We start from the raw sequence: 17,963 nt of genomic DNA on the forward strand, positions 1-17,963 counted from the left end.
GAGACCCGTGGCCAAGACCGCCCTCATCAACAAGGCGAACGCCAAGCCCAAGTTCAAGGTCCGCGCCTACACCCGCTGCCAGCGGTGCGGCCGACCGCACTCCGTCTACCGCAAGTTCGGTCTCTGCCGCATCTGCCTGCGTGAGATGGCCCACCGCGGCGAGCTGCCCGGCGTGACGAAGTCCTCGTGGTAGCAGCACCCTTTTCACCACCCATCGCAGTAACTGACACAACAGGTCGGTCGGCTCAGCCGGGCGAAACCGTTGTGAGAGAGGGCTGAGGCCCACCATGACCATGACCGATCCGATTGCGGACATGCTGACCCGCGTCAGGAACGCCAACTCGGCGCACCACGACGACGTGTCTATGCCGTACTCGAAGCTCAAGTCCCACATCGCCGAGATCCTCCAAGCCGAGGGCTACATCGCCGCCTGGAAGGTCGAGGACGCCGAGGTGGGTCGCACGCTTCACATCGACCTGAAGTACGGGCCCAACCGCGAGCGGTCCATCGCTGGCGTGCGGCGCGTGTCCAAGCCGGGCCTTCGGGTCTACGCCAAGTCGACCAACCTGCCACGAGTCCTTGGTGGGCTCGGCGTCGCGATCATCTCGACGTCGTCGGGTCTGCTCACCGACAAGCAGGCGTCCAAGAACGGCGTAGGTGGGGAAGTCCTCGCCTACGTCTGGTAGGGGAGGAGAAGACATGTCGCGTATCGGACGACTTCCCGTCACCGTCCCCGCTGGGGTCGACGTGACGATCGACGGCCAGGCCGTCAACGTCAAGGGACCCAAGGGCCAGCTGGTCCTCACGGTGCCCATGCCCATCGCGGTCGACCGCGGTGACGACGGCGCCCTCGCGGTCACCCGACCGAACGACGAGCGCGCCTCGCGGTCGCTGCACGGGCTGACCCGCACGCTGATCAACAACATGGTCGTCGGTGTCACCGAGGGCTACGTCAAGAAGCTGGAGATCCACGGCACGGGCTACCGCGTCGCCGCCAAGGGGCAGTCGCTCGAGTTCAGCCTCGGCTACAGCCACTCCATCACCGTCGATGCCCCCGAGGGCATCTCCTTCACGGTCGAGAACCCCACCCGGTTCTCGGTGCAGGGGATCGACAAGCAGCAGGTCGGCGAGGTGGCCGCCAACATCCGCAAGCTGCGCAAGCCTGACCCGTACAAGGGCAAGGGCGTGCGCTACGCCGGCGAGCACATTCGCCGCAAGGTCGGAAAGGCCGGAAAGTAAGCCATGGCGAACATCAACGGCATCATCAAGCGCGGTAAGACCAAGGCCGACGCGCGGATCCGGCGTCAGGTGCGTGGTCGCAAGAAGATCAGCGGCACCACTGAGCGCCCCCGCCTGGTCGTCTCCCGCAGCACCCGTCACCTCTTCGTCCAGGTCGTCGACGACACCGTCGGCAAGACCGTCGCCTCGGCGTCGACGATGGAGGCCGACCTGCGCTCGTTCGAGGGCGACAAGACGGCCAAGGCCAAGCGCGTCGGCGAGCTCGTGGCCGAGCGTGCGAAGCAGGCCGGCGTCGACTCCGTGGTCTTCGACCGCGGCGGCAACAAGTACCACGGTCGCGTCGCCGCGATCGCGGACGGTGCACGTGAAGGTGGGCTCTCACTGTGACCGACACGAAGCCCGTAACAGTTGAGATGAGGAACATCTGATGCCCGGACCCCAGCGTCGAGGCACCACCGGCGCCAGCACTGGCGCTGCTGGCGAGCGTGCGCCCCGTGGCGGCGGTGACCGTCGTGACGGCGGTCGCGGTCGTGACGCCCGCGACGAGAAGAGCCAGTACGTCGAGCGTGTCGTGACGATCAACCGTGTCTCCAAGGTCGTCAAGGGTGGTCGTCGCTTCAGCTTCACCGCCCTCGTCGTCGTCGGTGACGGTGACGGCACCGTGGGTGTCGGCTACGGCAAGGCCAAGGAGGTGCCCGCGGCCATCGCCAAGGGTGTCGAGGAGGCCAAGAAGGACTTCTTCAAGGTCCCCCGTATCGGTGGCACCATCACCCACCCCGTGCAGGGTGAGGCGGCGGCCGGTGTCGTCCTGCTCAAGCCGGCCGCTCCGGGTACCGGCGTCATCGCCGGTGGCCCCGTGCGCGCCGTGCTCGAGTGCGCCGGCATCCACGACGTCCTGAGCAAGTCGCTCGGCTCGTCGAACGCCATCAACATCGTGCACGCCACCCGGGCGGCCCTGAAGGGACTCGAGCGTCCCGAGCAGGTCGCAGCCCGTCGTGGCCTGCCCCTGGAGCACGTCGCGCCGGCTGCCATGCTGCGGTCGCAGGCCGCTGCGGCGGCCGAGAAGGCCGACGCAGCCAGGTCAGGTGCCTGATGGCGAGGATCAAGGTCACCCAGACCCGTTCGGAGATCGGGGGCAAGCGCAACCAGCGTGAGACGCTGCGCACCCTCGGCCTCAAGCGCATCGGCGACGTCGTCGTCAAGGAGGACCGTCCCGAGATCCGCGGGATGGTCAAGACGGTCGTCCACCTGGTCGCCGTCGAGGAAGTTGAGTGATTATGGCTGACACCACTGACAAGAAGGCGACCTCCTCGGAGGCGGCGCCTCTTCGCGTCCACCACCTGCGTCCCGCTCCGGGAGCCAAGACCGCCAAGACCCGCGTGGGTCGAGGCGAGGGCTCCAAGGGCAAGACCGCTGGTCGTGGCACCAAGGGCACCAAGGCCCGCTACCAGGTCCCCCAGGGGTTCGAGGGCGGGCAGATGCCCCTGCACATGCGGCTGCCCAAGCTGCGCGGGTTCAAGAATCCGTTCCGCAAGGTCTACCAGGTCGTCAACCTCGACCGGATCACGGCGCTCTTCCCCGATGGCGGTGACGTCACCGTGGACAGCCTCGTGGCCAGGGGTGCGGTGCGCGACGGCGAGCTGGTGAAGGTGCTCGGCGACGGCGACCTCGGTGTCGTGGTCAACGTGACCGTGCACAAGTTCTCGGCCACGGCCAAGGACAAGATCGAGGCCGCTGGCGGTTCGGTCACCGCTCTCTGAGCCATCAGACGCGCTGCTCGGCGCGTCCCATCGTGCGGCCGGCGTCCCCATGAGGGGCCGCCGGCCGCCCACGTTGTGCAGGACCGGTGCGTGACTTCCGGCTCCGCACGGTATTCTCACGGGGTTGCACGGGCGCCTGTTGGGCCCGCACCCGCACTTTGCTTCGTCGCGGCTCGCGCGGCACCAGGAGGATCTGTTGCTTTCCGGTTTCGTTCGCGCGTTCAAGACGCCCGACCTGCGCAAGAAGCTGCTGTTCACGCTCTTCGTCATCGCCATCTACCGACTCGGCACGGCGGTGCCCACGCCGGGGGTCAACTACACCAAGGTCAACGCCTGCGTGTCGTCGGCCGACCCGACGTCCGGGTTCATCGGCCTGGCCAACCTCTTCAGTGGCGGGGCACTCCTGCAGCTGTCGATCTTCGCGCTCGGGATCATGCCCTACATCACGGCGAGCATCATCGTGCAGCTGCTCACCGTGGTCATCCCGCGCTTCGAGGCCCTCAAGAAGGAGGGGCAGGCGGGCCAGACCAAGCTGACGCAGTACACCCGATACCTCACCATCGGCCTGGCGGTGCTGCAGAGCTCGACCCTGATCACCTTCGCGCGTAACCCGCGGCAGATCTTCGGTGCCACCTGCACGTCGATCATGGACGACCAGAGTGCCATGACCATCGTCATCATGGTCCTGACCCTGACGGCAGGCACCGGTCTGATCATGTGGCTGGGCGAGCTGCTCACCGACCGTGGCATCGGCAACGGCATGTCGGTCCTCATCTTCACCTCGATCGCCTCGGGCTTCCCCGGCTCGCTGTGGCAGATCCAGCAGAGGGACAACCGCTGGGACGTCTTCTTCGGCATCATCCTCATGGGCTTCGTCATCATGGCCGCGGTGATCTTCGTCGAGCAGTCGCAGCGGCGGGTGCCGGTGCAGTACGCCAAGCGCCAGGTCGGGCGCCGGATGTACGGCGGCAGCTCGACCTACATCCCGCTCAAGGTCAACATGGCCGGGGTCATCCCGGTCATCTTCGCCAGCTCGCTGCTGTCGCTGCCGTCGCTGATCGCGCAGTTCAACACCCCGCAGAACGGCCAGCCCCCCGCGGGCTGGGTCACGTGGATCTCGACCAACATGACGCGTGGCGACCACCCGATCTACATGGCGATCTACACCGCACTCATCCTCTTCTTCACCTTCTTCTACGTCTCGATCACGTTCAACCCCGTCGAGGTCTCCGACAACATGAAGAAGTACGGGGGCTTCATCCCCGGTATCCGCGCCGGGCGACCCACGGCCGAGTACCTCGACTACGTCCTCACCCGCATCACCGTCCCGGGTGCCCTCTACCTGGCCGTCATCTCGCTGATCCCGCTGCTGGCGCTCAAGGCGTTCGGTGGCAACGCGGCCCAGAGCTTCCCGTTCGGAGGCACGTCGATCCTGATCATCGTCGGCGTCGGGCTCGAGACGGTCAAGCAGATCCAGGCCCAGCTCCAGCAGCGCAACTACGAAGGGTTCCTCCGGTGATGCGTCTTCTCATCATGGGTCCGCCCGGTGCAGGCAAGGGCACCCAGGCGGTCCACGTCGCCTCGCAGTACTCCATCCCCGCGATCTCGACCGGTGACATCTTCCGCACCAACATCAAGAACAAGACCGAGCTGGGGCTCAAGGTGGTGGAGATCACCGCGGGTGGCGGCTACGTCTCGGACGACGTGACCAACGAGATCGTGCGCGACCGGCTCTCCTGGGAGGACGCGGCTCAGGGCTGGCTCCTCGACGGCTACCCCCGCACGGCTGGGCAGGTCGACTTCCTCGACTCCTTGCTCGGCCAGGACGGTGCCCGGGTCGATGCAGTGGTCTCGCTGGTCGTCGACGAGGAGGCCGTGGTGGAGCGTCTCTCGCAGCGGGCCCAGATCGAGGGGCGGACCGACGACACCCCGGAGGTGATCCGCGGCCGGATGGAGATCTACCACAAGGAGACCGCCCCCCTCCTGCAGACCTACGGCTCGCGGGGCATCGTCGTCGAGGTGGACGGCATGGGTGCCGTCGACGACGTCACCACCCGGCTCGTGAGCGCCATCGACGGGATGCGGGACGCGGCGACCGCGTGAGCACGGCGCGGACGCGGTCATGAGGTTGGGACGGAAGCAGACCCCGGCGAAGACGCCCGAGCAGATCGTCCTCATGCGGACGGCAGGCCTGCTCGTCGGCGAGACGCTCGCCCTGCTCCGGCGTGAGGTCCGGGCGGGCATGACGACACTCGAGCTCGACGCGCTGGCCGAGGACAGCATCCGCAGCCACGGCGGCATCCCCAACTTCCAGCTGGTGCCCGGCTACCGCCACACGCTGTGCACCAGCGTCAACGACGAGGTCGTCCACGGCATCCCCGGGTCTCGGGTGCTGCGTGATGGTGACCTGCTGTCCATCGACTGCGGGGCCGAGGTCGAGGGCTGGAACGGCGACGCGGCAGTCTCCCTCGTGGTCGGTGGCCCGGCGTGCGCCACGCCCGCCGACCTGGCCCTCATCGACACCACCGAGGCCTCCATGTGGGCCGGGGTCGCAGCGCTGGCCGTCGGCCGACGGCTCTTCGACGTCGGCGAGGCGGTGGAGGCGTGCATCGAGGCCGCCGGTGACGCCGCAGGGCACGAGTACGGCATCGTCGAGGAGTACGTCGGGCACGGGATCGGCCGCACCATGCACGAGGATCCGCAGATCCCCAACTACGGGGTCCGGGAGCACGGGCCGCTCGTGCGTGACGGTTTCACCGGTGCCATCGAGCCGATGGTGACGTGGGGGAGCCCGCAGACCAGGACCCTCGACGACGACTGGACGGTCGTCACCGCCGACGGGTCGCGGGCGGCCCACTGGGAGAACTCCGTCGCCGTCACCGCCGCTGGGCTCTGGGTCCTGACGGCCCTCGACGGCGGGGAAGCCGCCCTGGGCCGGCTGGGTGCGGCGTACGCCCCTCTGTCCGACTGATCCGGCGACCCCCGTGCCCGCCTCCGCGTCCCCGGTGCCCGCCGCCCAGGCCATCGCTCTCGCCCCCGCGCGTGCGAACGCCAGCGGCCGTCAGGCTACCCCGGAGGGGTCCCCCGCGGCTGCGGATTAGGTCGGTCCTGCGGCGCTGCCGTAGTATCGCCCGTTGGGTGTCGTGTGCTCCGCCGCCCAGAGTCCCACCATGAGCACTCGTTCGGTACCACCAACACGTAATCAACGGATTGACGGAGGACATGGCCAAGAAGGACGGCGTCATCGAGATCGAGGGCACGATTGTCGAGGCTCTGCCGAACGCGATGTTCCGCGTGGAGCTCAGCAACGGCCACAAGGTGCTTGCTCACATCTCGGGCAAGATGCGTCAGCACTACATCCGGATCCTCCCTGAGGACCGCGTCGTGGTGGAGCTCTCGCCGTACGACCTCGACCGCGGCCGCATCGTCTTCCGCTACCGCTGAGCACCACCGCACGCCCCCATCACCAGACAACACCACACCAGATCGAGGACAGCAGGCAGATGAAGGTCCAGCCGAGCGTCAAGAAGATCTGCGACAAGTGCAAGGTGATCCGCCGCAATGGTCGGGTCATGGTGATCTGCGAGAACCTGCGCCACAAGCAGCGCCAGGGCTGAGCAGAAGCACCACCCGCACGCGTCACGGTCTCCCGACGCAGCACGCAGTACCCACGCAGCACCCGGCCCCTGGGCCCGACCCGCCACCCGGTGTCGGCCCAGGACGTCACCCCCGGCCTCGGAGGCCGGGGACCGGATGGCCCTCGGGCCACACCGCCCCCTCGGAAGAGGGGCTGCGGCTCACCGGAACGGTGTCTGCTCCAGACCTCCGAAGCACACGAAAAGGAAGCACTATGGCACGTCTAGTTGGTGTCGACCTGCCGCGCGACAAGCGCGTCGAGGTCGCCCTGACCTACATCTTCGGTGTGGGTCGCACCCGGTCCAAGGAAGCGCTCGGCGCGACGGGCATCAGCCCCGACACCCGCGTGAAGGACCTCAACGACACCGAGCTGGTCGCCCTGCGCGACTACCTCGAGGGCAACTTCAAGATCGAGGGTGACCTCCGCCGTGAGGTCGCCGCCGACATCCGCCGCAAGGTCGAGATCGGCTCCTACGAGGGCCTGCGCCACCGCCGCGGCCTTCCGGTGCGCGGTCAGCGCACGAAGACCAACGCGCGCACCCGCAAGGGCCCGAAGCGCACCGTCGCCGGTAAGAAGAAGGTCGGTAAGTAATGCCTCCCCAGAAGCGCGCCGCGGCCGGTGCCAAGAAGGTCCGCCGCAAGGAGAAGAAGAACGTCGCCCACGGGCAAGCTCACATCAAGAGCACGTTCAACAACACCATCATCTCGATCACCGACCCCACCGGCAACGTGATCTCCTGGGCCTCCGCCGGTCAGGTCGGCTTCAAGGGCTCGCGCAAGTCGACGCCGTTCGCCGCCCAGATGGCGGCCGAGGCCGCTGCCCGCCGGGCGATGGAGCACGGCATGAAGCGCGTCGACGTGTTCGTTAAGGGTCCCGGCTCCGGCCGCGAGACCGCGATCCGCTCTCTCACGGCCACCGGCCTCGAGGTCGGCGCGATCAACGACGTCACCCCCTCGCCGCACAACGGTGTCCGCCCGCCCAAGCGCCGTCGCGTCTGACCGGCTTAGAAGACTCAAGGAGTAACGACAAGCTATGGCTCGGTACACCGGCCCCATCACCAAGAAGTCGCGTCGCCTCAAGGTCGACCTCGTCGGCGGCGACAAGAACTTCGACCTGCGTCCCTTCCCGCCCGGCCAGCACGGCCGTCGCCGGATCCAGGAGAAGGAATACCTGACCCAGCTCCAGGAGAAGCAGAAGGCCCGCTTCACCTACGGCGTCATGGAGAAGCAGTTCGTCCGCTACTACAAGGAAGCAGCCAACCGTCCCGGCAAGTCCGGTGACAACCTGCTGATCATCCTCGAGTCGCGTCTCGACAACGTCGTCTACCGCGCGGGCCTGGCCCGCACGCGTCGCGCCGCCCGTCAGCTGGTCACGCACGGCCACTTCGAGGTCAACGGCCACCGCGTCGACGTCCCGTCGTACCGCGTGGAGTCCTACGACATCATCACGGTCCGCGCCCAGAGCCGCGAGACGTTCCCGATCGAGCTGGCCCGCCAGACCTACGGTGACCGTCCGATCCCGGCCTGGATGCAGGTCGTCGAGGGCTCGCTGCAGATCCTGATCCACCAGCTCCCGACCCGGGCGCAGATCACGACCATCCTCACCGAGCAGCTCATCATCGAGTACTACTCGAAGAACTGATGCCCGCCGTATGCCGTGTGCCCCCGCGAGGTGGGCACACGGCATACGGGCGTCACCAGCAAGGACACCGCCCCCCGGACAGAGCGGGGGCGGTGGAAGTCACAGGCGTCAAATAGCGGGCGCCCGTGGGAAGGAAGAACACCGTGCTCATCGCACAGCGTCCCGTGCTGGCTGAGGAGATCGTCAACGACTCCCGCAGCCGGTTCACCATCGAGCCTCTCGAGCCCGGCTTCGGCTACACGCTCGGTAACACCCTGCGCCGCACCCTGCTCTCGAGCATCCCCGGTGCCGCGGTCACGTCGATCCGCGTCGACGGGGTCCTCCACGAGTTCCAGACCATCCCGGGGTGCAAGGAGGATGTCACCGAGATCATCCTCAACATCAAGTCGCTCGTGGTCTCCTCGGAGCACGACGAGCCCATCGTCATGTACCTACGCAAGCAGGGACCGGGCCAGATCACCGCGGCCGACATCCAGCCCCCGGCCGGCGTCGAGGTGCACAACCCCGACCTGCACATCGCCACCCTCAACGGCAAGGGCAAGATGGAGATGGAGCTGACCGTCGAGCGCGGTCGCGGCTACGTCTCCGCCGCCCAGAACAAGGCCGGCGACGCCGAGATCGGCCGGATCCCGGTCGACTCCATCTACTCGCCGGTGCTGGCGGTCAAGTACTCCGTCGAGGCCACCCGGGTCGAGCAGCGCACCGACTTCGACAAGCTCATCCTCGATGTCGAGACCAAGAGCTCGATGGCCCCGCGTGATGCCATGGCCTCGGCCGGGAAGACGCTCGTCGAGCTCTTCGGCCTGGTCCGTGAGCTCAACGTCGAGGCCGAGGGCATCGACATGGGCCCGTCGCCGACCGACGCCGCGCTCGCGGCCGACCTGGCGCTGCCGATCGAGGACCTCGACCTGACGGTCCGGTCCTACAACTGCCTCAAGCGCGAGGGCATCCACACCGTGGGTGAGCTCGTCGGACGCAGCGAGGCCGACCTGCTCGACATCCGCAACTTCGGTGCGAAGTCGATCGACGAGGTCAAGGCCAAGCTCGTCGGGATGGGCCTCGCACTCAAGGACAGCCCGCCCGGGTTCGACCCGAGCGCCATCGTCGACAGCTACAGCGACGACTACGACGACTACGACGCCTCGGACGACGGGCGCGCCCTCGCCGAGGACGAGCAGCTCTGACCTTCCACCCGACGCACCCCTGACACAGGAGAACACCAATGCCTACCCCTACCAAGGGTCCCCGTCTCGGTGGCGGTCCGGCGCACGAGCGGCTCATGCTGGCCAACCTCGCGACGTCGCTCTTCGAGCACGACCAGATCACGACGACCGAGGCCAAGGCCAAGCGCCTGCGCCCGCTCGCCGAGCGCCTCATCACCTTTGCCAAGCGTGGTGACCTGCACGCTCGTCGCCGGGTCATGACGGTCGTGAAGGACAAGGGTGTCGTGCACCGTCTCTTCACCGAGATCGCGCCCGACATGGAGTTGCGCCCCGGCGGCTACACCCGCATCACCAAGATCGGTGCCCGCAAGGGTGACAACGCCCCCATGGCCGTGATCGAGCTCGTCCGCGAGCCGATGTCGGCCAAGAAGGCGACGGTCAAGGAGGCCGAGGCGGCGACCAGGCGCGCGGCCAAGGACGCCGAGGCCCCCGCGGTCGAGCAGGTCGAGGAGACCGAGCAGGTCGAGGAGACCGAGGTCACTCAGGCCCCGGTCGACGAGTCGCCCGCCCCGACCGATGCCGGCGAGTACGGCGAGGGCTCGGCCCCCGTCACCGACGACGGCGCCGCCCCCGAGGGCTTCCCGATCAAGGGCAACAAGGACTCGATGAAGTACCACGAGCCCGACGGCCAGTGGTTCGAGCAGACGGTGCCCGAGGTCTGGTTCGCCACGTCCGAGGCCGCCGAGGCGGCCGGCTTCACCAAGGCTGGTGGCTGAGCGCCAGCTCCCTGCACCGCAGTGCGACGCCCCGCCCGGGTCTGCCGGGTGGGGCGTCGTCGTCGGTCAGCAGCGGGTACGGTCTGGCCCATGAGCGCCACCGCCGTCTTCCGTGAGTCCTTCGGTCGTCTGCCCGACCTCGTGGGTGCAGCCGTCGACGGGCTCGACGACGAGCAGCTCGCCGCCCGCATCGACCACGCCGCCAACCCGATCGGGTGGCTGGTCTGGCACCTCACCCGGGTGCAGGACCATCACGTGGCCGGAGCCGCTGCCGCCCTCGGCTGGCACGAGCTGGGGGTTCAGGTGTGGACCGCCGACGGTTTCGCCGCCCGTTCGGGTCTGGCGTCGGCCGATGACGAGATCGGCTACGGCCAATCGGCGCGAGAGGTCGGGCAGGTGCGCGTGAGCGCTGCCTTCCTGGTCGACTACCACCGCGCAGTGCAGGCCCGCACCCTCGAGGTCCTGGGCGGGGTGACGGACGACCTGTGGGATGCCGTCGTCGACGAGCACTGGGACCCCCCGGTCACCCTCCTGGCCCGGATGGTGAGCGTGCTCGCCGACGTGACCCAGCACGTCGGTCAGGCGGCCTACGTGCGTGGGGTGCTCGAGCGAGCCTGAGGGCTCACTACGATTGGGCGTATGGAGCCCTCGCCCGACAACGTGCGTGTGCGACTCGACCTGGCCTATGACGGGACCGCCTTCGCCGGCTGGGCGGCGCAACCTGCGCTGCGCACGGTGGAGGGCACCTTGTCGTGGGGGCTGACCACGATGATGCGCGCACCGCGACCTGTGCGGCTGACGGTCGCCGGGCGGACCGACGCCGGGGTGCACGCACGTGGGCAGGTCGTGCACGCAGACGTCGACCGGGTCGCCTGGTCAGAGCTGCCCGCCCGATCCAGCCGCACGCCCGAGCAGGCGGCCCGAAGCCGGCTGGCCGGGATCCTGCCGGCCGACATCGTCGTGAGCCGGGCGTCGTTGGCCCCCAACGGTTTCGATGCCCGGTTCTCCGCGGTCCGACGTCGCTACTCCTACCGCATCGCTGACGCGGCAGCGACGAAGGACCCGCTACGACGGCACGACACCGTGCACCTGCGGCGGGCGCTGGACGTCGGGCTCTTGCACGCAGCGAGCCGTAACCTGTTGGGGCTGAAGGACTTTGCCGCGTTCTGCCGTCGTCGTGAGGGTGCGACCACCGTGCGGACGCTCCTCGACTTCTCGTGGGTCCGCCTCGATGACGGGGTCCTCGAGGCCACAGTCGTCGCCGATGCCTTCTGCCACTCGATGGTGCGCGCACTGGTCGGGTCCGTGCTGCCCGTGGGTGAGGGGAAGCGCAGCGTCGACTGGCCGCTGCGGGTGCGCCAGGGCGGCGAGCGCGACCCCGCGGTGGTGGTGATGCCACCCCACGGCCTCAGTCTCGAGGAGGTCACCTACCCGTCCGACGAGGAGGTGGCCGTGCGGGCCCTGGAGTCCCGGACCCGGCGCTACCTGCCCTGAGCCGGTGCGGCCGAGGAGCCGGTCGCAATATATGAGCAGCGTGTCGGCCCCCGTGTCTGTGAGACTGGTCGACTGTGGGCCATGTCGACGTCAATACCGTCTCGTACTTCCTCCCTGACGGGCAGCCGCTGCTGGCCGAGGTCTCCCTGCGGGTGGGGGAGGGGGCCAAGGTCGCGCTGATCGGCCCCAACGGCACCGGCAAGACCACGCTCACGCGCATCGTGTCCGGCGACCTCGTGGCCGATGAGGGGGCCGTGACGCGCAGCGGGGGTCTCGGTGTGATGCGGCAGTTCGTGGGCCAGGTGCGTGATGAGTCGACGGTGCGTGACCTGCTGCTGACGGTCGCGACGGACAAGATCCGGAGCGCCGCGCACGCCATCGACCGCACCGAGCTCGCCATGATGGAGCACGACACCGAGTCGGTGCAGATGGCCTACGCCCAGGCCCTCGTCGACTGGGGTGACGCCGGCGGCTACGAAGCAGAGACGCTGTGGGACGTGTGCACGATCGCCGCCCTCGGCGTGCCCTATGAGAAGGCCCAGTGGCGCAAGGTCACCACCCTGTCGGGAGGCGAACAGAAGCGGCTCGTCCTCGAGTCGCTGCTGCGCGGCCCGGAGGAGGTGCTGCTGCTCGACGAGCCGGACAACTACCTCGACGTGCCGGGCAAGGAGTGGCTCGAGGCGCAGCTCGTCGCCTCGGCCAAGACGGTGCTCTTCGTCAGCCACGACCGCGAGCTGCTCGGCCGGGTCGCGACCCGCGTCGCGACCCTCGAGCCCGGCGCAGCGGGCTCCACGCTGTGGGTGCACGCCGGCCCGTTCGCGACCTACTACGACGCGCGACGAGACCGCTTCGCCCGGCTCGAGGAGCTGCGGAAGCGCTGGGACGAGGAGCACGCCAAGCTGAAGGCGCTCGTGCTGATGTACAAGACCAAGTCGGCCTACAACGACAGCATGGCCGCCCGCTACCAGGCGGCACAGACCCGGCTCCGCCGGTTCGTCGACGCCGGGCCACCGGAGGCGCTGCCGCAGCAGCAGCACGTGAGGATGCGCCTGACGGGTGGACGCACCGCCAAACGAGCGGTCGTGGCGCAGCGGCTCGAGCTCACCGGGCTGATGAAGCCCTTCGACCTCGAGGTCTGGTACGGCGAGCGGCTCGCTGTGCTCGGTTCCAACGGCTCCGGCAAGTCGCACTTCCTGCGGCTGCTCGCGGCCGGCGGGTCGGACCCCGACCTCGAGCACCGTCCGGTGGGTGACGTGCAGCCGGAGCGGGTGGCGCACACCGGCATGGTCCGGCTCGGCTCACGAGTGCGGCCCGGGTGGTTCGCCCAGACGCACGAGCACCCGTCCCTGCTCGGCCGCACCCTGCTCGAGGTGCTTCACCGCGGCGACGAGCACCGGGACGGGAAGCCGCGGGAGCAGGCCGCCCGCGCCCTCGACCGCTACGAGCTCGCCCATGCGTCGGAGCAGACCTTCGACACCCTCTCGGGAGGGCAGCAGGCACGTTTCCAGATCCTGCTCCTCGAGCTCTCGGGGGCGACCCTGCTGTTGCTCGACGAGCCCACCGACAACCTCGACCTCGACTCGGTGGAGGCCCTGGAGGCCGGGCTGGCCGCCTTCGACGGGACGGTCGTCGCCGTCACCCACGACCGGTGGTTCGCGCGGTCCTTCGACCGCTTCCTCGTGCTCGGCGCCGAGGGCACGGTCTACGAGAGCGCGGACGCGGTGTGGGACGAGGGGCGGGTCGCGCGTCGGCGCTGACCCGACCGTCGCCCACCGTCAGTCGTGGGTGACCCCGGAGAAGTGCTCGGGGTTGATGACCTCCCAGACGATCATCAGGACGGCACCGAGGGCCAGGGATCCGATGCCGAGCAGGATGATGCCGCCCAGCAGGGGGATCAGCCCCTGCATGAGGATGTCGCGGGGCTTGGCCCACATGGTGTGCCGGTAGAACCACGCGCAGGCAAAGCCGGTGGGGCCGTAGTAGAAGGCGATGGACACGGCACCCATCCACACGGTGGCGTCGGTGGGTCTGGGTGCTGGCTGCCGCCGAGGCCGGCACGCTGATCGGGAGCAGGTGCACCATGATCCATCCGAAGCTGCCACTGCCGAAGACCTCGGCGCCCATGGCAGCGAAGACGTCGTCCGCGTGGGCGTCGTTGCCGAGCCCGATGCCGTCGGTGCCGACACCGGCGAAGGCGATGGTCGCGACGGAGACCAGGGCGTAGGTCAGCGGCCCTGGGGGCGTGCTCACGCTCGCCGCCGTAGGCGTCTTCGCCTTCCAGGCGCACCAGCTGCGGTCGACCGACTCGGCGGCCGCCGCCCAGCTCGACGTGGAGGCGGTCAAGCGTGACGGCGTCGGGGAGGTCAGCGAGATCCGTCCGCTCTGAGCTCACCCCCCAGGCTCTGCGGGAGGTTGTCCAGGTCGACGGGATAGGCGTAGGTGTAGACCGCGACCCGCTTGGCCCGTGGGTTGCCCTGCCCGACCCGTCGGTAGCGCGCCAGCACCTCCTCCACCTCGGTCCGCATGGCCACCAGCTGCTCCTTCGTCACGAGCGTGACGTGGTCGGCGAGCCCGAGGTGCTCGGCCCACTCGGGTGGCCACGAGGGCGCGACGTCGAGCCACTGCTCGGCCTTGGTGGCGAAGTGCCTCACATAGTCGCGCTCGATCCAGTCGAGGGACGCCGCCGCGTCGTCGTCGTCCTGCCCTCCCGTCCGCCACGAACGGGCCTCGCTCGCGGCGCTCCATACGCGCTCCTTGCCCCGGCCGGTGCCGGAGTCGACGACGAGCCCCACCGAGGCGAGCCGGCGCAGGTGGTAGCTCGTCGCGCCCGAGTTGGTGCCCAGCTGGCCCGCCAGGGTGGTCGCGGTGGCGTCTCCGGAGCGCCGCAGCGCAGCCAGGAGGCGCGACCGGAGGGGGTGGGCCAGGACCTTGGCGGACTCCTGCGGAGACGGGGGAGAAGAAGGCACCTGTGCACAATACATGTGCACAGATAATTTGCACGAGGTGGGGCGAGGGGACCTCACCGTCCCCCGCCCGCTGCATCGCCGCAGGTCAGGGCCGGTATGACGCCTCGCCACCGGGGATTTGGGCTGCTCGTCGGTCATCCGTAGACTGGTCAGGTTGTGCCGGAGCCCCCCAGGGCTGGCGACGCCGAGCCGGACCCCATCGGGGAGCGGGCTCACGGCCGACGAGACCACCATCCACACGAAAGCTGGACATCGTGCGCACCTACACCCCCAAGACCGGCGAGGCCGTTCGCGCCTGGCACATCATCGACGCCACGGACATCGTGCTGGGTCGCCTCGCGAGCCAGACGGCGATCCTGCTGCGTGGCAAGCACAAGGCGACCTACGCCCCTCACGTCGACATGGGCGACTTCGTCATCATCATCAACGCCGAGAAGGTCGCCCTCACCGGCGCCAAGCTCGAGAAGAAGCTGTCCTACACCCACTCGGGCTTCCCGGGCGGTCTGCGGGCCACGTCCTACGTCCAGATGCTGGAGAAGCACCCCACCAGGGCGGTCGAGAAGGCCATCCGCGGGATGCTCCCCAAGAACTCGCTCGCGAGCCAGCAGATCAGCAAGCTCAAGGTCTACGCCGGCCCGAGCCACCCCCACGAGGCCCAGAAGCCCGTCCCGTTCGAGCTCACGCAGGTGGCGCAGTAGGCTCCGGCCGGCTGCTCCGACGCTGAGACATCTAGACAAGGAACTTCCATCGTGTCTGACACCAACGACGTCGACGTCCTCGACACCGACGAGCCCGAGATCTCCGAGTACACCTCGCAGTCGGAGGGCCCGGTCGCCGGTGGCGAGCCCGCTCGCCGCCCGTCGGCCTCTGCCCCCGGCGCGGCCACCGGCCGCCGCAAGCAGGCCATCGCCCGCGTGCGCATCGTCCCTGGCACCGGCCAGTGGACGATCAACGGTCGCACCCTCGACGGCTACTTCCCCAACAAGGTCCACCAGCAGATCGTGGCCGAGCCCTTCACCGTGCTCGAGCTCGACGGTGCCTACGACGTGCTCGTGCGCGTCCACGGCGGTGGCCCCTCCGGTCAGGCCGGCGCCGTGCGCCTCGGCATCGCCCGCTCGCTCAACGGGGTCGATCCCGAGCTCAACCGTCCCACGCTGAAGGCGGCTGGCTTCCTGACCCGCGACGCGCGCGTGCCCGAGCGCAAGAAGGCCGGTCTCAAGAAGGCCCGCAAGGCTCCCCAGTACAGCAAGCGCTGATCGGCGCCTGCGCCAGCAGGCCCCTCCCCAGCACCCACAGCTCCACCAGCACCACCACGACGGCGGTCCGGGCACCCTCCGGGCCGCCGTCGTCGTTGCTGGATGCCCAACGAAAGGCGACCTCGTGGCTCGACTCTTCGGCACGGACGGCGTCCGTGGCCAGGCCAACACCGACATCACGGCAGAGCTGGCCCTCGACCTCTCGGTCGCGGCAGCCCACGTGCTGGCCGAGAAGGGTGAGTTCGTCGGCCATCGCCCGTCGGCCGTGGTCGGCACCGACGGGCGCGCCTCGGGGGAGTTCCTCTTGGCGGCCGTCATCGCTGGCCTGGCGTCCGCCGGAGTCGACGTGCTCGACGTCGGCGTGCTGCCCACGCCGGCGATCGCCCACCTCACCGCCTCGCTCGAGGCCGACCTCGGCGTCGTCCTGTCCGCCTCGCACAACCCCATGCCCGACAACGGGATCAAGTTCTTCACCCGTGGCGGTCACAAGCTGCCCGACGAGCTCGAGGACGCCATCGAGGCCCGGCTGCGCGAGCCGTGGGAGCGCCCGACGGGGGCGGGCGTCGGCCGGGTGCGACGCCTGCACGACGGCGCCGAGCGGTATGTCACGCACCTCCTCACCGTGCTGCCGCACCGGCTCGACGGCGTGCACGTCGTGATCGACGCCGCGCACGGGGCGGCCTCCCTGGTCTCGCCCGAGGTGTTCCGGCGGGCAGGGGCGCGGGTCGACGTCATCGGTGCCGAGCCCGACGGCCTCAACATCAACGACGGTCACGGCTCGACCCACCTGACACCGCTGCGTGACGCCGTGCTCGCGGCGGGCGCCGACCTCGGTATCGCCCACGACGGTGACGCCGACCGCTGCCTCGCCATCGACGCCTCCGGCGAGGTCGTCGACGGCGACCAGATCATGGCGGTCATCGCCCTGGCCCTGAGGGAGCGTGGGGCCCTGAAGGACGACACCCTCGTCGCCACGGTGATGAGCAACCTCGGTATGCTCCAGGCGATGGCCCGGGAGGGCGTGACGGTGCGCCAGACGGCGGTCGGGGACCGCTACGTCCTGGAGGACATGCGGGCCGGGGGGTACTCGCTCGGTGGTGAGCAGTCCGGCCACGTCATCCTGCTCGAGCACGGCACGACCGGCGACGGGGTGCTCACCGGGCTGCTGCTGGCGGCGCGGATGGCCCAGACCGGGCGCACGCTGGCCGACCTGGCCGGGGTCATGCGCCGCCTGCCGCAGGTGCTCGTCAACGTGCCGGGGGTCGACAAGGACGCCGTCGACGGTGATGACGCCGTGCAGGCTGCGGTGGCGGCAGCCGAGGCCGAGCTCGGCACGTCCGGGCGTGTGCTCCTGCGCAAGTCCGGCACGGAGCCCCTGGTCCGCGTCATGGTCGAGGCCGCCGATGAGGCCCAGGCCCAGGCGGTCGCCGGCCGACTGGCCGAGTCGGTGCGCTCGCACCTCAGCCTGACGGTCTGACGGCGGCCCGCGCCGTCAGGCGCGGCGCTCGAGCAGGCCCGTGTCGACGTCGTAGACGAAGCCTGCCACCAGGGCCTGCCCAGCGATGAGCGGGTGCTCGGCCAACGCGCGCACGTCGTCGCGCAGGGCGGCGACCTGGTCCTGCACGACGTGGAACTCCATACCCGGGTCGTCGACGCCCGCCGCGGAGGCGACGCGGGCGGAGATCTCGGCCGCGGTGCTGCTGGCCACCGCGCACCGGGTGTGGGGCACCACGAGGATGCGCCGCACCTGCAGCAGGTTGACCCCGAGGACCATCGCCTCGAGGGCGTTCGGCGTCAGACGGGCTCCGGGGTTGCGGATGATCTTCGCGTCTCCCGGCTCGAGCCCGATCATCCCGAGCGGGTCGATGCGCGAGTCCATGCAGGTGAGCATGCCGATGCCGGCGCGGGCGATGCCGTCGAACCCCGTCAGGCGGAAGTCGGCGCTGAACGCGGCGTTGGCGGTGAGGACGTCGTCGAAGTCGTCGACGTGATCGAGGTCGTCACCGAATGGCTCACTTGTGATGGACATGG

At 69.3% G+C, this 17,963-nt stretch carries 27 protein-coding genes; 24 read left to right on the plus strand and 3 right to left on the minus strand.

Annotation, left to right across the window (positions count from 1 at the left end; genetic code table 11):
• Positions 1-7: 7 nt before the first annotated feature.
• The 20 genes from V3N99_15550 to V3N99_15645 all read left to right on the plus strand — a co-directional run bounded on the left by V3N99_15550 (position 8) and on the right by V3N99_15645 (position 13,467).
• Positions 8-193, plus strand: coding sequence for a type Z 30S ribosomal protein S14 (locus V3N99_15550; protein MEO3938152.1), 186 nt, complete (start codon positions 8-10; stop codon positions 191-193).
• Positions 194-287: 94 nt separating this feature from the next.
• Positions 288-686, plus strand: coding sequence for a 30S ribosomal protein S8 (gene rpsH / locus V3N99_15555; GenBank protein MEO3938153.1), 399 nt, complete (start codon positions 288-290; stop codon positions 684-686).
• Between the two features lie 13 nt (positions 687-699).
• Entirely contained in the window at positions 700-1,239 is a 540-nt protein-coding gene (gene rplF / locus V3N99_15560; GenBank protein MEO3938154.1) for a 50S ribosomal protein L6, read from the plus strand.
• Between the two features lie 3 nt (positions 1,240-1,242).
• A complete protein-coding gene (rplR, locus tag V3N99_15565) occupies positions 1,243-1,626 on the plus strand; it encodes a 50S ribosomal protein L18 (GenBank protein ID MEO3938155.1) in 384 nt (127 codons plus the stop codon).
• Positions 1,627-1,666: 40 nt separating this feature from the next.
• Positions 1,667-2,332 carry a 30S ribosomal protein S5 gene (rpsE, locus tag V3N99_15570; GenBank protein ID MEO3938156.1) on the plus strand — a complete coding sequence of 222 codons (666 nt, stop codon included), beginning with the start codon at positions 1,667-1,669 and terminating at the stop codon, positions 2,330-2,332.
• Positions 2,332-2,514: a 50S ribosomal protein L30 gene (gene rpmD / locus V3N99_15575; protein MEO3938157.1), complete on the plus strand. Its 183-nt coding sequence runs from the start codon at positions 2,332-2,334 to the stop codon at positions 2,512-2,514. The genes rpsE and rpmD overlap by 1 nt, the downstream gene beginning before the upstream one ends.
• A gap of 2 nt (positions 2,515-2,516) precedes the next feature.
• Entirely contained in the window at positions 2,517-2,999 is a 483-nt protein-coding gene (gene rplO / locus V3N99_15580; GenBank protein MEO3938158.1) for a 50S ribosomal protein L15, read from the plus strand.
• 196 nt (positions 3,000-3,195) lie between these two features.
• Positions 3,196-4,518: a preprotein translocase subunit SecY gene (secY, locus tag V3N99_15585; GenBank protein ID MEO3938159.1), complete on the plus strand. Its 1,323-nt coding sequence runs from the start codon at positions 3,196-3,198 to the stop codon at positions 4,516-4,518.
• A complete protein-coding gene (locus tag V3N99_15590; GenBank protein ID MEO3938160.1) occupies positions 4,518-5,102 on the plus strand; it encodes an adenylate kinase in 585 nt (194 codons plus the stop codon). Before secY ends, V3N99_15590 begins: the two co-directional genes overlap by 1 nt.
• Before the next feature lie 19 nt (positions 5,103-5,121).
• Complete coding sequence (map, locus tag V3N99_15595) at positions 5,122-5,970, plus strand: type I methionyl aminopeptidase (protein ID MEO3938161.1); 849 nt, start codon at positions 5,122-5,124, stop codon at positions 5,968-5,970.
• Positions 5,971-6,221: 251 nt separating this feature from the next.
• Positions 6,222-6,443, plus strand: a complete 222-nt coding sequence (gene infA / locus V3N99_15600; protein MEO3938162.1) for a translation initiation factor IF-1 — start codon at positions 6,222-6,224, stop codon at positions 6,441-6,443.
• Between the two features lie 59 nt (positions 6,444-6,502).
• Positions 6,503-6,616 (plus strand): 50S ribosomal protein L36, encoded by a 114-nt coding sequence (gene rpmJ / locus V3N99_15605; protein MEO3938163.1) that lies wholly within the window; start codon positions 6,503-6,505, stop codon positions 6,614-6,616.
• Positions 6,617-6,849: 233 nt separating this feature from the next.
• Positions 6,850-7,227: a 30S ribosomal protein S13 gene (gene rpsM, locus V3N99_15610; protein ID MEO3938164.1), complete on the plus strand. Its 378-nt coding sequence runs from the start codon at positions 6,850-6,852 to the stop codon at positions 7,225-7,227.
• On the plus strand, positions 7,227-7,634 hold the full coding sequence (gene rpsK / locus V3N99_15615; GenBank protein MEO3938165.1) for a 30S ribosomal protein S11: 408 nt from the start codon (positions 7,227-7,229) through the stop codon (positions 7,632-7,634). The genes rpsM and rpsK overlap by 1 nt, the downstream gene beginning before the upstream one ends.
• Before the next feature lie 34 nt (positions 7,635-7,668).
• Positions 7,669-8,277, plus strand: a complete 609-nt coding sequence (gene rpsD / locus V3N99_15620) for a 30S ribosomal protein S4 (protein MEO3938166.1) — start codon at positions 7,669-7,671, stop codon at positions 8,275-8,277.
• Between the two features lie 143 nt (positions 8,278-8,420).
• Positions 8,421-9,461 (plus strand): DNA-directed RNA polymerase subunit alpha, encoded by a 1,041-nt coding sequence (locus tag V3N99_15625; GenBank protein ID MEO3938167.1) that lies wholly within the window; start codon positions 8,421-8,423, stop codon positions 9,459-9,461.
• A 38-nt stretch (positions 9,462-9,499) separates the two neighbouring features.
• On the plus strand, positions 9,500-10,216 hold the full coding sequence (gene rplQ / locus V3N99_15630; GenBank protein MEO3938168.1) for a 50S ribosomal protein L17: 717 nt from the start codon (positions 9,500-9,502) through the stop codon (positions 10,214-10,216).
• Positions 10,217-10,306: 90 nt separating this feature from the next.
• Positions 10,307-10,834, plus strand: a complete 528-nt coding sequence (locus V3N99_15635; protein MEO3938169.1) for a DUF664 domain-containing protein — start codon at positions 10,307-10,309, stop codon at positions 10,832-10,834.
• Between the two features lie 21 nt (positions 10,835-10,855).
• Complete coding sequence (locus V3N99_15640) at positions 10,856-11,710, plus strand: tRNA pseudouridine synthase A (GenBank protein MEO3938170.1); 855 nt, start codon at positions 10,856-10,858, stop codon at positions 11,708-11,710.
• Positions 11,711-11,784: 74 nt separating this feature from the next.
• Positions 11,785-13,467, plus strand: a complete 1,683-nt coding sequence (locus V3N99_15645; GenBank protein ID MEO3938171.1) for an ATP-binding cassette domain-containing protein — start codon at positions 11,785-11,787, stop codon at positions 13,465-13,467.
• Between the two features lie 18 nt (positions 13,468-13,485).
• Here V3N99_15645 and V3N99_15650 read toward each other — a convergent pair whose 3' ends face one another.
• Complete coding sequence (locus V3N99_15650; GenBank protein ID MEO3938172.1) at positions 13,486-13,707, minus strand: hypothetical protein; 222 nt, start codon at positions 13,705-13,707, stop codon at positions 13,486-13,488.
• A 245-nt stretch (positions 13,708-13,952) separates the two neighbouring features.
• On the opposite strand from V3N99_15650, the gene V3N99_15655 reads away from it, so the two are divergent.
• On the plus strand, positions 13,953-14,096 hold the full coding sequence (locus V3N99_15655; protein ID MEO3938173.1) for a hypothetical protein: 144 nt from the start codon (positions 13,953-13,955) through the stop codon (positions 14,094-14,096).
• Here V3N99_15655 and V3N99_15660 read toward each other — a convergent pair.
• Positions 14,074-14,676 carry a helix-turn-helix domain-containing protein gene (locus tag V3N99_15660; GenBank protein ID MEO3938174.1) on the minus strand — a complete coding sequence of 201 codons (603 nt, stop codon included), beginning with the start codon at positions 14,674-14,676 and terminating at the stop codon, positions 14,074-14,076. The genes V3N99_15655 and V3N99_15660 overlap by 23 nt on opposite strands.
• A gap of 254 nt (positions 14,677-14,930) precedes the next feature.
• Here V3N99_15660 and rplM point away from each other — a divergent pair, with 254 nt between their 5' ends.
• The 3 genes from rplM to glmM all read left to right on the plus strand — a co-directional run bounded on the left by rplM (position 14,931) and on the right by glmM (position 17,409).
• Positions 14,931-15,374: a 50S ribosomal protein L13 gene (rplM, locus tag V3N99_15665; protein ID MEO3938175.1), complete on the plus strand. Its 444-nt coding sequence runs from the start codon at positions 14,931-14,933 to the stop codon at positions 15,372-15,374.
• 51 nt (positions 15,375-15,425) lie between these two features.
• On the plus strand, positions 15,426-15,932 hold the full coding sequence (gene rpsI / locus V3N99_15670; GenBank protein MEO3938176.1) for a 30S ribosomal protein S9: 507 nt from the start codon (positions 15,426-15,428) through the stop codon (positions 15,930-15,932).
• A gap of 124 nt (positions 15,933-16,056) precedes the next feature.
• Positions 16,057-17,409: a phosphoglucosamine mutase gene (gene glmM / locus V3N99_15675; protein ID MEO3938177.1), complete on the plus strand. Its 1,353-nt coding sequence runs from the start codon at positions 16,057-16,059 to the stop codon at positions 17,407-17,409.
• 15 nt (positions 17,410-17,424) lie between these two features.
• Here glmM and V3N99_15680 read toward each other — a convergent pair whose 3' ends face one another.
• Positions 17,425-17,961, minus strand: a complete 537-nt coding sequence (locus V3N99_15680; GenBank protein ID MEO3938178.1) for a carbonic anhydrase — start codon at positions 17,959-17,961, stop codon at positions 17,425-17,427.
• Between the last annotated feature and the right edge of the window lie 2 nt (positions 17,962-17,963).

This window comes from Dermatophilaceae bacterium Soc4.6 (assembly GCA_039889245.1).
Classification (GTDB): Bacteria; Actinomycetota; Actinomycetes; order Actinomycetales; family Dermatophilaceae; genus Lapillicoccus.

Bases quoted from the DNA above. Each gene is read 5' to 3' on its own strand.
- rpsH (MEO3938153.1), top strand. From the start codon at position 288: ATGACCATGACCGATCCGATTGCGGACATGCTGACCCGCGTCAGGAAC.
- rplF (MEO3938154.1), top strand. From the start codon at position 700: ATGTCGCGTATCGGACGACTTCCCGTCACCGTCCCCGCTGGGGTCGAC.
- rplR (MEO3938155.1), top strand. From the start codon at position 1,243: ATGGCGAACATCAACGGCATCATCAAGCGCGGTAAGACCAAGGCCGAC.
- rpsE (MEO3938156.1), top strand. From the start codon at position 1,667: ATGCCCGGACCCCAGCGTCGAGGCACCACCGGCGCCAGCACTGGCGCT.
- rpmD (MEO3938157.1), top strand. From the start codon at position 2,332: ATGGCGAGGATCAAGGTCACCCAGACCCGTTCGGAGATCGGGGGCAAG.
- rplO (MEO3938158.1), top strand. From the start codon at position 2,517: ATGGCTGACACCACTGACAAGAAGGCGACCTCCTCGGAGGCGGCGCCT.
- V3N99_15590 (MEO3938160.1), top strand. From the start codon at position 4,518: ATGCGTCTTCTCATCATGGGTCCGCCCGGTGCAGGCAAGGGCACCCAG.
- map (MEO3938161.1), top strand. From the start codon at position 5,122: ATGAGGTTGGGACGGAAGCAGACCCCGGCGAAGACGCCCGAGCAGATC.
- infA (MEO3938162.1), top strand. From the start codon at position 6,222: ATGGCCAAGAAGGACGGCGTCATCGAGATCGAGGGCACGATTGTCGAG.
- rpmJ (MEO3938163.1), top strand. From the start codon at position 6,503: ATGAAGGTCCAGCCGAGCGTCAAGAAGATCTGCGACAAGTGCAAGGTG.
- rpsM (MEO3938164.1), top strand. From the start codon at position 6,850: ATGGCACGTCTAGTTGGTGTCGACCTGCCGCGCGACAAGCGCGTCGAG.
- rpsK (MEO3938165.1), top strand. From the start codon at position 7,227: ATGCCTCCCCAGAAGCGCGCCGCGGCCGGTGCCAAGAAGGTCCGCCGC.
- rpsD (MEO3938166.1), top strand. From the start codon at position 7,669: ATGGCTCGGTACACCGGCCCCATCACCAAGAAGTCGCGTCGCCTCAAG.
- rplQ (MEO3938168.1), top strand. From the start codon at position 9,500: ATGCCTACCCCTACCAAGGGTCCCCGTCTCGGTGGCGGTCCGGCGCAC.
- V3N99_15635 (MEO3938169.1), top strand. From the start codon at position 10,307: ATGAGCGCCACCGCCGTCTTCCGTGAGTCCTTCGGTCGTCTGCCCGAC.
- V3N99_15640 (MEO3938170.1), top strand. From the start codon at position 10,856: ATGGAGCCCTCGCCCGACAACGTGCGTGTGCGACTCGACCTGGCCTAT.
- V3N99_15680 (MEO3938178.1), bottom strand. From the start codon at position 17,961: ATGTCCATCACAAGTGAGCCATTCGGTGACGACCTCGATCACGTCGAC.